The organism is Methylobacterium sp. WL19, from assembly GCF_008040005.1.
Lineage (GTDB): Bacteria > Pseudomonadota > Alphaproteobacteria > Rhizobiales > Beijerinckiaceae > Methylobacterium > Methylobacterium bullatum.
The window spans coordinates 1-12721 of sequence record NZ_VRVC01000010.1 but is presented as its reverse complement, the minus strand read 5'-3'; the positions used below and the strand labels follow the sequence as shown (position 1 = coordinate 12721).

Here is a 12721-nt window from a genome sequence, read left to right as displayed (position 1 = left end):
TCTCCTGATCCAGACCATTGTCATGCTGAGCGTGACCACGAAGAGGTAATATGCCGCCCGCTTCTCGTGGCGGGTGGCTACGCGGTGATATTCCTTGAGGTGTGAGATCAGCCGCTCGATTTTAGTTGCGCTACCGGTAAGCGACGGTGTCGGTGTTGGGCTGATGTGGTTGTTTTTTGCGGACCGGAATGGCCGGCTAGATCCTGCGCTGAAGAGGCGACGGGCGGGCTTGAGTAGCCCCAATGCCCGGCCGTCGGGCAGGGACACAGACGCGGGCGGCCTCGCCCTTTCCGCGGTACGGCTCCCTTGTCCATCAGCGTATCCAGGGCGAACTGCTTGTGGCTCTCGCCCGCCAACAGAACCTCCGCAATGGGTTTGCCGCCGCTTTCCAGGCGCAGGTAAAGCTTGGTCGAGAACCCACCCTGACAATGGCCCAGCGCTTCCCCGACGCCTTAGACCGTGCTCTTACCCACCGATAATGCCGGACCGGCGTTCGCCGGCTGCATGTTGGTGGGCGCGGACCACTGTGGCGTCAGCGAAGTGCAGGTCCCAAGTCAAGGTCGCCCCGGACATCGGCTTTCGCCTGCAGACACCACAGCACCCCTTCGAACACATCAGCTTGCCGCCAGCGGTAGAGCCGGTTCGACATGGTCCCAACCGGATCGTAGCGCGCCGGAAGATCGACCCGGGGCGCACCTGTACGCAGGATCTAGAGCATGCCGCTCAAGACTTGACGGTGATCCTCGGCAGGCCGGCCCGTATGTGGCTTTTGCGGAGGCAGTAGCGGGGCGATCTGCTCCCACTGCCCGTCGGTCAGTTCGTAGCGTTGCATGCCGAGCACATGGGTGTGGCAGGCACGGTAGCTCGATGTGGCTTCACCGTATGGTTCGCCCCGTGATCGGAACCTTACCACCGCGTTCCTCGAACTTCCCGTTTCCATCCGTCACTGCCGTTGGGTCCAGGTGCCCAGGGTTGAAATTTCCACCTCTGGGATCGGCCGCCCTTGTTGCCGAATGCGGTTCAGGGGCTACGAAATCTGGAACGACGAACAGCATCGGGCCAAACGATACGGGCGCTGGGTTTTAGCCGGGAGCCGCCGGTAGCGGCCCCTCGACTGGGGACAAAAGTCGCTCCGGCACGTCTAACAGCACGGGGGCTAATGATGATGGCTTCAGGTCGTTACCGGGCGCCTTAGGTAGACGCACACCCACGAGAGGCCGATCAAGCCACGCGAAATTGCCAGAAACCAGCGCCCCGCCCAATCCGGTCCTGGATAATTCTCAGCTACCGTCGCCCCGAGTGGAAGCGGTAGCGCCAGCCCTCCTCCAACTTGCGCTCCTCCGCGCTTTCCTCCGGGACGGCTTCCAGACGCAGCAAGATCATCGCGAAGCCGTTCTGCTGGAGATACACCTGCTCGTAAAGAGCCGGCGCGCGGAGGTCCCGCTTCACATCGATCCAAAGATCGGGACTGCACGCGGCGATGTCGCCCGCGATGTTCGGCCGATGCGAACTGCTGTGATAGCGCGAGCGTGTCGGGACTAGGCTGCCAACCCCGCAGATGATGGTCGGAAAGGAGAGGCTGCGGTAGCACCGCTGCACCCGGCCGTTGCCCGCCACGACGATGGCGATTCGCTCGGGGTGGTACTGCACGTACGCCCGAGCCGCCGTCTCCCTACCAACCGCGAAGTCGCGTGCGAGCGTAAGAACGTGCTGCAGATCGGGCTCGCGAAAGGCCGCCATGGCCCCTCGCAGAAGGTGCGGGTGCATCAGCAGGAGTGAGGCGAAGCGGTTGGCCTCGACCTCCCTGCGCTGCCGCTGGTCATCCTCCTTCGCCGCAACGCGCAGCAGGTCAGAACTTTTACACTGGAAACGGCCGGGCTGATCCGGGACATGGTGCGCCATCAGGAAGTGGCCGAGTTCGTGCGCGATGATGAAGCGGCGACGCGGTTCGCCTCCGCGCTTGGCGAGGATGATCCCTTCGGACCGCTTCGCGTCGGTCGCGAGGCCGCCTTCGAACCCATCGGCGTCGAGGTCGTCGATCCTCAGGATTCCGAGGCGCGCGTATAGCTGCTGGATCGGCACGGGCACCGGCAGGTTCGGTTCGGCCTGTAAGATGCGTTTGACGAGCGCCTCCGGCGAGCCCGCGCCCCCAAGGTCTATCCTGCTGATCGCCATCCGCGCAGCCCCTTCCCGTCCCTGAGCCGATTCATCAGGCTGCCACGCACCCGCGATTCCGAAACCGAACTGCATGGAGTTCGTACAGGCAGCAATCCGATGTAGGCGCGTGCCTCGAGCGGTTGCTCGCCATTCAAACGAGACCTCCTGGCCGGGGATCAGCGCCTCTGGTGAGAAAAGTCGCGTTGATCAGAACGCTTCATGCACCCCAAGCGCTCGGCCTCGCGCGCGCGAGGCGAAGTCCAGCGCGATCCAACTTTAGCCGACACAAGCCGATACAAAATGTGGGGCAAATTGAGGGCGGCAACCTAATACTAAGCTGGGTTCTTCATTGAAAACAATGACTTATGACAGATCGCTGGCGGAAGGGGTGGGATTCGAACCCACGGTGGAGTTGCCCCCACGGCGGTTTTCAAGACCGCTGCCTTAAACCACTCGGCCACCCTTCCAAGCTGGTGCAAAGGCTGAATAATTTGCCTTTGCCGATGCTTGGGTTTCTCGCCCTTGCTACCGGATCGCGACCCGATCGTCCGGCCGCCTTGTCTATGGCGGCACGCAGGGCAGCGTCAACCTTCGCGGCCACACACAAGGCAGCGGGTCCGGGGTTAACGGAAAGCGATCATGAGCGCCTCACACCACGCCCGGTCACCGTCGGTTCTCGCTCACGGCAGACGGGGAAGCGGGAGTTGTGTGAGAGACACTCGGCGAACGGCGGAGGTGGGCGTCGCGCCCTCTGTCGGCAGCCAAGCAGGCTCTTCGATGTGTCACGGGCGTCTATATCAGAACCGGGACCATGTCGGCGATACCTGCTCGGGACGACGCCCTGGCCGGGCCGATCAACGGCCCGTGTCCTGCGCCGCCTCCATCACGAGGCGGGTCGCGAGGTAGAGCCGCGGCGTGATGCTGGCGAGGACCGCGAACTCATCGGTGCTGTGATAGTGGCCGCCGACGATGCCGAGCGACTCGAGGATGGCGGGTTTTGCCGGGCTGTCGGGCTGGAAGGCGTAGCCCGCATCGGTGCCGCCGCCGATCTCGGCCAGCGCGAGGTCCGCCCCCAGTTCGGCGTAGATCGCCTTCGCGCGGTCGCCGAGCGACGTCGATGCCGGATTGCGCGGCAGCGGCGGACGGCCCCTGGCGAGATCGAAGGTCACCTGCGTGTCGGGAACGCGATGCGCACCGACGATCCTGCGGGCCTCCGTCAGGATGCGGTCGTATTCGGTCGGCACGAAGTAGCGCATGTCGCCCTCCGCCTTGGCGGTCTCGGGGATGATGTTCGGCTTGGTGCCCCCCTGGATCATGGTCCAATGCAGGCTGGTCCCCTTGCTCGGGTCACCGAGGTCCTGCAGTTGAAGGATCTGGTGGGCGAGTTCGACCACCGCGTTGCGCCCGGCTTCCGGCGCGCCCCCGGCATGGGACGCGCGTCCCTTCACCGTCAGGCTCGCGTAGTTGATGCCCTTGGTCGCCACCGTGACGGCATCGACGCCGGCCTCGGCGAAGGAAGGCTCGAAGGACAGGACCACATCCTGTTCGCGGGCGATCCTGGCGATCTCGTCGCGTGACCCGCGCGAGCCGCGCTCCTCGTCCGGATTGAACACCACCGTGAGGGTGCCGTAGCCGTCGAACCGCAATGTCTCCAACGCGCTGAGGACATGCAGGATCATCGCCACGCCGCCCTTGGCATCGGCAACGCCCGGTCCGTAGGCGCGGCCGTCGCGCTCGGTATAGGGGCGCTTGGCCGCGTCGCCCGTGCCGAACACGGTGTCGTAATGCACCAGGAGCAGGATCTTGCGCGTGCCCGTGCCGGATCGCGTGCCGATGAGGGTGTTGCCGCCGAAGGCGGGGGCGGTCCGGGTGCTCACGGTCAGCCCCGACGCTTCGAGGCGCTTCGTCAGGACCGCTTCGACCTTGGAAAGGCCGGGCACATCGCCGGTTCCGGTGTCGACGTCGACGAGCCCCTTCAGGGTCTCGCGATACGGGCCATTCTGGGCCTCGGCCGCTTCCAGAACGGCCTTGTCCGGCGCGGACAGGGCCGGAAGCGGCGCCAGGGCCGCGAGCAGCGTGAGGGCGAGCGAGGAGGCGATCGTACGCATGGAGATCCTGTTCGTCGGCGGCCGACGCGGCACGTCATGCCGCACGCGCCGGGTCCGCGTTCCTCGGGGATGGCGTATCATTGCTCGCAAAACGCCGACGCATCAATTCGATGGGCAGGATCGATCCGCTCGCCCTCGATGGGGAACTGCGCAGGTTCAGCAAAAGTGGTCACCGGTTTTGCGTCCCAAAACCTGCGACGCTTCAAAAGGCCGAAGCGGGGTGAAGCATTGGCGTGCCAATGCGAACCTGCGGAGCATCGGGCGCTCTACGTCTCGGTCCCGCCCGCGGACAGCGTCACTACAAAAACCGCGCCCCCATCCGTCGCGGGCTCACAGCGCACCGCGGCCCCCATGCGGTCGGCGAGGGTCGCGACGATGAACAGGCCCATGCCCGTGCTCGGCGCCCCTTCGGAGCGTGCCCCGGCGGCCTGATGGAATTTCTTGAACAGGAGAGCGTACCCGGCCGGATCGATGCCCGGTCCGCGATCCCGGACCTCGATCGCCACGGACCCGCCATCCCGTGCGGCGCCGATCGTCAGGATGCCGCCCGTCGGGCTGAACCGAACGCCGTTGCTGAGGAGATTGTCGAGGATTTGCGAGAGGGCGCCCGAATCGAGGGTGGCGATCAACGGCCGGTCCGGCAGATCCACCTCGATCCGGACGTCGGCCGATTGGGCGAGGGGCTGGATCCGGTCGACGGCGGCGAGCACATGCCTGCGCACATCCTCGTTCGCGAGGCGCGCGAGCGGCCGATGCTCGGCGGCGTGCGCGTCGAGCAGACGCGTGGCGAGACCCAGCATCGCGTCGATGCTCGCCTTCGCCTCTCGCAGCACCACGAGCGGCAGTTCCGGCTCCCGCGGAGCGCGCCGGACGGCGAGGTCGAACAGGTTGCGCAGGCCGTAGAGGGGACTGCGCAGGTCATGCGCGGTGATCGCCATCAGGGTGTCGAGTTCGCTGTTCCTTTCCGTCAGCCGATCGTTCTGGAGACGGATCGTCCGCTTCTGCTCGTAATCGCTGCGCCGTCCGGAATGGATCAGCGCCGCGGCCACGACGGCGATCACCGAGACGATGGCGGCATTGACGATGGCGACGACCTGCTCGGCGGGAAAGGTCGCCGTGGCGAGCACGATCCAGCAATAGCTCACCAGCAGCGGGATCAGGGCCAGCGCGAAAGCCAGGGGCGGCAGCACGAACAGCAGGGTCAGGGACAGGAGCATCATCGGATATCCGCTGGTCAGCCGTCCCTTGGCGCCCATCGCGGCGATCGCCCCTTGGGTGTCGAGCAGGGTCAGGACCAGAAAGACCGCGACGAAGCCGCGCCGGAGCCACGGTCCGCCGCCGCGCCGCAACGCCAGCGAGGCGAGGAGGAAGGCGAACGCCAGCACGATTTCCACGACGATCTGAACGGTCCTGAGTCCGGTGGCGAACTCGATCGCCTTGGTGAACAGCCCCAGCATGCAGGCGATCTCGACCCGTCGGATATTGACGAGGGTCAGCACCTCTCCGAACGTCATGCCGGCCTGTTCGGCAGGGGTCACATCCCAGCGGGCCAGCCAGCTCTTCATGACGGACTGTCCTTCATGACGGATCGAGACGCCCCGCGACGTGATCCGCCGCATGGCGTTCGAGCATCCTGACGCTGTCCAGCCCGAGCTTGATCTTCAGGCGCTCCCTATAGGTGCCGACCGTCTTCACGCTCAATCCCAATTCCTTGGCCAGCGATTGCAGCGTCGCACCGCTGCCGATCAGCCGGAGCACCTGCAGTTCGCGGCCGGACAGGTCGCCGATCTCCGTCCGACGGTCGCGTCGCCGCGCGAGATCGCCCATCAACAGCTGCTGCACCGGCTCGCTGACATGGATGGCGCCCGCCATCACCCGGTCGAGGGCCACGGCGACGGTTTCGAGCGGCTCGGATTTGGCGACATAGCCATGCGCGCCGGCATAGATCACATGCGGACCCCAGACCGTCTCGTCGCGGCTGGAATAGACGACGATCCTGGCGGCCGGCAGCATGGCGCGCAGATCCTCGATCAGCGCGAGGCCGTCGCCGTCTCCCATGATCAGGTCGGTGATGATGACGTCGGGCTGCAGCCGCTCGGCCTCGATGCAGGCCGCCTGCGCCGATCGGGCTTCTCCGCACACGTCGAAACGGCCGTCGCCACGCAGCAGCAGCTTCAGGCCCGCCAGCACGATCGGGTGGTCGTCGACGATCAGCAGCCGAAAGAAGGACATGTCTACCCCGAGCGAGCCGGCCAACCAGGGTAGTGTTCCATAAAATCCGTGCCGCTGCTGTCGGTCATCGACCTACAGCAGCCTCCGGCAAATGCCCATCGCTCGCGATCATGAACAGCGAGCCTTCGAACAGGGAGCGAGACGCTGAGGACAGCCGGACAAGGCGGCATGGATTGCAGACCAGCCGTTTACCATCACGGCGATCATGCTCGTCTCGCCAATAAATCAGAACCGACGCGGCGTAGTCCGTTTACAGTTCTGGGCGTAGCTGACGATGTGCCTTCGAAAGAGGCGTGAGGATCGAAGTCTTGTAGGTCATCGACCTACAGGGCGGCCTCATGGGTGGCGTATTCTGGAAGCTGCCAATGGAAGGGCTTCGTCGACGATGTTCGAAACGGGTGCGATCGATGTCCCGAATGCAGGCGAAGCTCCGGGCTCCCGCCGGGATTCGTCGCGTTCGATAAAAGTCGGGGCGACGAAAGCCGTCGCGACGAAGCTCACCGTGCCGCCCGGCATGGAGGCGCGCTTCGCCGCGTGGCAGGCCGAGTTCACCCGGGTCGTCTCGGCCTCTCACGACTTCGTCAGCCTGGAGATCATCCCCGCCTTCTCCGGCTCGTCCGAATGGCAGATCATCCAACGGTTCCGCTCGCCCGAAGCGTTGACCCGATGGATCGAGGACGAGGCGCGCACCGCCCTCCTCGGCGACCTCGCGGCCCTGGAGGGCGACGGCAAGACGTCCCGTGCCGACGAGGCGGCACCGGATTACCATTCGACGACCACCGTCACGGAGGTCATCACGACCATCGTGAAGGCGGGGCAGGAGGAGGCGTTCCGGCGTTGGGCCGAGCGCATCCAGCAGGTCCAGGCCCGCTTTCCCGGATACATGGGCACCCTCGTCCAGGCGCCCCTGTCGTCGGACGTCCCCTACTGGACCACGCTGGTGCGCTTCGAAGGCCCGGCCTTCCTCGATGCCTGGCTGCAATCGGCGGAGAGGAAGGCCATCCTGGCCGAATCGACGCCTCAGGTCTCGACCTGGCAGAGCCACCGGATGAGCAACCCGTTCGCCGGGTGGTTCGCCAACGAGCAGCGTCTCGCTCCGCCTCCGGCCTGGAAGCAGACCTGCCTCGTCCTGCTCGTCCTGTTTCCCGTCGTCATGCTGGAAATCCGCTTCCTCAGCCCTCTGCTGAACGGGTTGCCCCTGGCCGCCTCCACCTTCATCGGCAATGCCATCAGCGTCTCGCTGGTGTCGTGGCCCCTGATGGCGGTCGCGATCTTCGGCCTGGGCTGGTGGCTGAAACCGGATCCGCAGAAGCGCTGGCGTACGGAATCACTGGGCGTGACGATTCTGGCCGTCCTCTACGGGCTCGAAATGTTCTTGTTCTCCCACCTGTTTTAACAATTCATCGACACCCGTGACAGCATCAGCTGACCACACCTAACGAGAAAGACTGGAAATGGCTCACGACCACACTGATTTCATGGCTCGGGCAATCGCCTTGTCGGAGAAAACCTCACTGGTCGAGAGCGCCGGCGGCGTCTTCGGCTGCGTCATCGTTCAGGACGGCGAGATCATCGCCGAGGGCGCCAACCGCGTCGTCGCGGAAAACGATCCGACCTGGCACGGCGAGATCGAGGCCATCCGCAAGGCCTGCAAGTCACAAGGGACGTTCAAGCTCCGCGACGCGACGCTCTACACCAGCGCCGAGCCCTGCCCGATGTGTATGGCGGCCGCCTACTGGGCCGGCATCAAGCGCGTGTACTACGCCGCCCAGGTCGAAGACGCATTGGAATACGGCGGCTTCGACGACAGCATGATCTATGCCGAGCTCAAGAAGGATGTCTCCGAGCGTTCCATTCCGACAACGCAGATCATGCGCACGGAAGCCGTCGAGGTCTGGAAGAAGTATGCCCAGAAGGCGGACCGGGTTCCTTACTGAACCGACGGCTCGGATTCCACCTGAAGCAAGATCTCCCGCCCGGATCGTTGTCGTCCGGGCGGTCCCTCCGTCCTACTGCGTGACGCCATGAACATCGACGGTCTGAGGGATGCCTGCAAAGGCGAGGTCTTCACTGCGGGTGATCCGCAATTCCTCGAGGCGATTCACGGGAATCTCTGGAACAGGCTGATCCCGGATCGCGCCCCCCAGGCGATCGTGAAGGCCTTGGACGAGGACGACGTCGTCGCGGCCGTGCGGTTCGCCCGCGCGAGCGGGCTGAAGGTCGTCGTGCGCGGAGGCGGCCACAACTGGTGCCAGCCGAGCCTGCGTCGCGGCGGCATCCTGATCGATCTCTCGCAACTCACGCAGATCGTCTCCATCGATGCCGATAACCTGAAGGCGGTGATTCAGCCGATCGTCAGCAACCGTGACATCCAGAAGGCGCTCAATCCCCTCGGGCTGGCCTTCCCGACCGGCCATTGCCCTCAGGTGAAAGCCAGCGGCTATCTGCTCGGCGGCGGCATGGCCTGGAACCCCACCGTCTGGGGCTCCGGAGCGGAGAGCGTCGAGGCCATCGAACTCGTCACCGCCCAGGGCGACCTGATCACGGCGAGCGCGACGCAGAACACGGACTTCTTCTGGGCCGCCCGAGGGGCGGGGTCCGGATTCTTCGGTGTCGTGACGAAGTACCATCTCAAGCTTCATCCGCTGCCGAAAGCCATGCATGGCAGCACCTCTTACTATCGCCTCGCGGACGCTCCGGCGATCGGGACCTGGCTCGGCAAGCTGGCCCCCGGCATTTCCCCCTCGGTCGAGTTGAGCCTGTTCGTCGTGCAGGCTCCGCCGGAGTTGAGAGAAGAGGCCGCCGCCGAGAACGGCTGGCTCTGCATGGTGACGGCCACGGCGTTCGAAGACACGCCGGACGCCGCGAGGACCGCATTGCAGGTGCTGGAGCGTTCTCCGATCACACCCCTTTCATCGTCCTTCGCGACGCCGCTCACCTTTGAGCAGCTCTTCGACGCGTCGGGATCCTTCTGGCCGGAAGGCGCCCGCTCGCGCGTGGAAGCGACCTATTCCGATCACAGTCCGGGAGAGCTGGTCCAGGCCATCCTGCCCCTGCTGCCCGATGCGCCGTCCGCGACCTCCGTCTTCCTGCTGACCATCTTCTGCGGCCCGGATGTCCCGGCCGCGCAGAAGGACATGGCCTATTCCGTCTCCGCCAAGGTCTATGGCGGCCCATGGACCATGTGGTGGAAGGCCGAGGACGACGCCGCCAACACCGAGTGGCATCGCCGGATCACGACGACGCTGCGCCCCTACAATACGGGTTACTATATCGGCGAGACGAATACGGTCGAGCAGCCCGCGAACGTCCCACAGGCCTTCACGCCCGAGAAATGGGAACGATTGTGTGCGCTGAGACGCAAGCACGATCCGGAGGGCGTGTTTTTCGATTATTTCGACGCACTCGGCGACGAATGAAGCACGTCGCTCGAGACGCCCGAACCGTCCTCCCCCGCGGCCCGACCTTCACAAGGGCCGACCGCCGAGGTCACCGACACTCTCGTTCCGTCAGTGCGGCTATGAGCTCGCCAGCATGCTCGTCGATTGAAGGACGACGATGACGAGCGTGACGACGGCCGCGGCGGCCAGGACATAGGTGACGGTCTTGGTGAACGTGGTCATGGGTGCATTCTCCTCAGCCGCGCTTCTCGTCCCGCACGGCATCGTCGACGTCTTCGCTCGGCAGCACGGAAACCTGGCCGGGACAGATCGGGTCCGGGTCGCGGCTCTCGTCTTGGTTGGCGTCGCCGACCGCGGTGTACCGGCCGCCGGCCAAGCGCATCCACCTGCCTTCCTCATCCCATGAGTCAGTCGTCGGCCTCGCCGGAGGATCCGCCGCGGGAGCGTTCGTAGGCGGCGATGGCCCGTGAACATCCCTCCGACAGGTTCGGGCGATTGCGCTTGAAGCAGGCTTTTACCTCGGGACCACCCGGTTTCATGCCGGCGCACAGGCGAAGGTAATCGCCCCCGCAATTCGCCCGGAGGGTCTCCAACTCGGGCCCCTCCTGCGCCACGGATGGCCGGGAGACATGCGTGGCTCCCGCGAGAGCGAGTGCCGTGAGGGTGAGGATACGGAGCTTCATCGCGAGATCTTTGCGTGCGGTGGGGCCGGATGGGCGACCCACGCGAGCGAGCGGCCGCCCGCGTGGGTCGAAATCGCCTCAGCGAGCCGGCTGGCTCGGCGCGGGGGCAGGCGGGGCGGCGAGTTGCTGGCGGATTTCGGCGAGCTTCGCCTGGGCGGTACTCAGATCCTGCCGGGCGGAAGCCAGACGCTCGTCGAGGGAAGCGGCCTCCTTGTTGCGGGTGGCCAGGGTCTCGGTGAGCGCGGCCAGCTCTCCCTGCGCGTCGGTCTGGCGCTTGCGGAGGGCATCGAGGGCGCTGGCGCCGGCATCGCGGTCGGCGGAGAGCGTCTGCAAGGCCTGCTCGGCCTGACCACGCTCGGAGACGACGCGGTCACGCTGTGCCTGGGCCTCGGCGAGTTCCTTGCGGACGTTCGCCAGGGCGTCGCGGGCCTGTTGGGCGTCGCGGTTGGCGAGGTCGATCTCGGACGTGAGCTTGTCCTTGCCGACGGTCAACGCGGCGACCGCCTGATCGGTGTCCGTGCGCTGCCGGGTGGCCTGCTCGGTCGCAGCCCGCGCGTCGGCCAATTCCTTCTGGGCGGCGGCGGCGGCCTCGCGGGCGTTCTGCTGACGTTCCTCGGCCTTGGCGAGGTCGGCGGTCTTGGCCGTCGCCTCCTGGGTCATGGTCGCGAGATCGGCACGAAGCTTGGCCTCCTGCACCCGGGCGTCCTCGAGGCGGCGTCCCACCTCGGCGAGATCCCGGGCACGGTCGACGGCGGATGTCTCCGCACCGGTGATGGCCTCCTGCAGGGGCGCCAGTTTCCCCTCGGCCTGCGCGACCTGGCTCTGCAGCTCGGTGAGCCTACGGGTCTCGGCCTCGGCCGCCTTCCTCGCCTCGTCCGTCTTGGTCTCGGCCGCCTGCTGCTCCTGTGTCAGGGTCGCGGCACGGGACTTCGCCTGCTCGGCGGCCTGGCTCGCCTGTTGGTCCTGCTGCTGGGCGGTGGCGATCTTGGCCTGGAGGGCGGTCAGGGTGCCGGCGGTCGAGACCTGCCGCTCGAGGTCGGCGCGGAGCGCCGTCTGCTGGGTCTGCAGGTCCTCGATGCGGTGGTCCCGGGCGCTGCGCTGGCGCGCGCCCGCGATGGAGGCGACGATGAGCCAGACCAGCAGGATTGCGGCCACGACCGCGAGGCTGAAGGGCAAGGGGCGGCGCAGTTCCGAGCGGTAGTCGATGGCCATGGGGGTCTCGCGAGGGTCGGGGGAAGGCTGTGGATCGAACCCCGGCGCGGGCTCGCCCGGAATCGTGTGGGGCCGGCGCCCGGTGGCACCGGCCGCGTGTCGTCAGGCCGGCCTGCGGCTGTCGGCAGCGTAGCGGTCGATGGCCGAGGGCAGCTCGCGGGAGAGGCGGGACAGGAGCGCGGCGCGGCTCAGGCCGGTCTGCTGGGTGAGATGGTCGAGGGTGTCCGGGCCGATGGCGCGTTCGAGGTCCGCCTCTGGAATGTCGCGGTTGGCGCCCTGGTTGACCCAGGAATTCGCCGTCTCGCCATGGCCGCCCTTGGTGAAGTGGTCGACGAGCTCGCTCAGGCCGCTGGCGATCAGCCCACCCACGCCGGCGGTGCCGAGGCCGCCCAGAAGGCCGCCGAGGTTGCCGAAACCACCCGTGGCTCCGGTGTTCGATCCGGTGCTCGGGATCGGCGGGACGGTGCCATGGTTCGGGCTCAGGGAGGGGGCCGACGGGGCGTCGTGGCCCTTCAGAAGCTCGGCGAGCTTGTCGCGGTTCTGGTAGCCGGCCACGGCCAGCAGGCCCAGCAGCGCGGTCATCGAGGGGTAACCCTTGCTCATCGGTCGTCCTTGTGGGTGGGAAGGTGGAGGAGTTGACCGCCGCGTGGGCAACGGCGAGGTCTGACCCGGCATGGGGCCCGGGCCAGGGCGACGGCCATCATGCGATGACCGGATGGCGGTCCTGGACGGCGGGTCGGCGTGGGACGGTCAGCGGTGGCGGATCACCGCTTGCCGGTGACCTTGTCGACGACCGAGGCGACACCGTCCTTGGCCTCGCCGACGGTGCGCTGGGCCTCGCCCTTGAGTTCCTGGGCCTTGCCCTCGGCGACGAGCTTGTCGTTGCCGGTGACCTTGCCGACACCCTCCTTGAGGTTGCCGACGGCTT

General features: G+C 66.4%; 12 protein-coding genes, 1 tRNA gene and 1 pseudogene. 3 read left to right on the top strand and 11 right to left on the bottom strand.

Annotated elements, in window-relative coordinates; genetic code table 11:
- Positions 1-6: 6 nt before the first annotated feature.
- From FV220_RS03795 to FV220_RS03770, 6 genes and pseudogenes are all read right to left on the bottom strand, one after another.
- Positions 7-832, bottom strand: a pseudogene (locus FV220_RS03795) (IS5 family transposase); the annotation flags it as partial.
- A gap of 452 nt (positions 833-1284) precedes the next feature.
- Positions 1285-2250, bottom strand: a complete 966-nt coding sequence (locus FV220_RS03790) for an ImmA/IrrE family metallo-endopeptidase (protein ID WP_246689374.1) — start codon at positions 2248-2250, stop codon at positions 1285-1287.
- Between the two features lie 284 nt (positions 2251-2534).
- A tRNA-Ser gene (locus FV220_RS03785) sits at positions 2535-2624 on the bottom strand.
- Positions 2625-3011: 387 nt separating this feature from the next.
- Positions 3012-4265, bottom strand: a complete 1254-nt coding sequence (locus FV220_RS03780) for a glutamate carboxypeptidase (RefSeq protein WP_147829745.1) — start codon at positions 4263-4265, stop codon at positions 3012-3014.
- 266 nt (positions 4266-4531) lie between these two features.
- Positions 4532-5830, bottom strand: coding sequence for a HAMP domain-containing sensor histidine kinase (locus FV220_RS03775; protein ID WP_187273320.1), 1299 nt, complete (start codon positions 5828-5830; stop codon positions 4532-4534).
- 13 nt (positions 5831-5843) lie between these two features.
- Positions 5844-6497 (bottom strand): response regulator transcription factor, encoded by a 654-nt coding sequence (locus tag FV220_RS03770; RefSeq protein ID WP_147829741.1) that lies wholly within the window; start codon positions 6495-6497, stop codon positions 5844-5846.
- Between the two features lie 502 nt (positions 6498-6999).
- Between FV220_RS03770 and FV220_RS03765 the strand changes: the two genes are divergently transcribed.
- The 3 genes from FV220_RS03765 to FV220_RS03755 all read left to right on the top strand — a co-directional run bounded on the left by FV220_RS03765 (position 7000) and on the right by FV220_RS03755 (position 9916).
- Positions 7000-7893: an antibiotic biosynthesis monooxygenase gene (locus FV220_RS03765; protein WP_238254145.1), complete on the top strand. Its 894-nt coding sequence runs from the start codon at positions 7000-7002 to the stop codon at positions 7891-7893.
- 58 nt (positions 7894-7951) lie between these two features.
- Positions 7952-8434, top strand: a complete 483-nt coding sequence (locus FV220_RS03760) for a nucleoside deaminase (RefSeq protein ID WP_018043743.1) — start codon at positions 7952-7954, stop codon at positions 8432-8434.
- Positions 8435-8521: 87 nt separating this feature from the next.
- Entirely contained in the window at positions 8522-9916 is a 1395-nt protein-coding gene (locus tag FV220_RS03755; protein ID WP_147829739.1) for an FAD-binding oxidoreductase, read from the top strand.
- A 217-nt stretch (positions 9917-10133) separates the two neighbouring features.
- On the opposite strand, the gene FV220_RS25390 is transcribed toward FV220_RS03755, so the two are convergent.
- The 5 genes from FV220_RS25390 to FV220_RS03735 form a co-directional block, all read right to left on the bottom strand.
- Positions 10134-10280: a hypothetical protein gene (locus FV220_RS25390; RefSeq protein WP_156629521.1), complete on the bottom strand. Its 147-nt coding sequence runs from the start codon at positions 10278-10280 to the stop codon at positions 10134-10136.
- A gap of 25 nt (positions 10281-10305) precedes the next feature.
- Positions 10306-10581, bottom strand: a complete 276-nt coding sequence (locus FV220_RS03750) for a 3',5'-cyclic-nucleotide phosphodiesterase (RefSeq protein WP_147829737.1) — start codon at positions 10579-10581, stop codon at positions 10306-10308.
- Between the two features lie 78 nt (positions 10582-10659).
- On the bottom strand, positions 10660-11793 hold the full coding sequence (locus tag FV220_RS03745) for a chromosome partitioning protein ParA (protein ID WP_147829734.1): 1134 nt from the start codon (positions 11791-11793) through the stop codon (positions 10660-10662).
- A 102-nt stretch (positions 11794-11895) separates the two neighbouring features.
- Positions 11896-12396, bottom strand: a complete 501-nt coding sequence (locus tag FV220_RS03740; protein WP_056143909.1) for a YidB family protein — start codon at positions 12394-12396, stop codon at positions 11896-11898.
- 161 nt (positions 12397-12557) lie between these two features.
- A partial coding sequence (locus FV220_RS03735) for a CsbD family protein (protein ID WP_147829732.1) occupies positions 12558-12721 on the bottom strand: 164 nt, incomplete at its 5' end.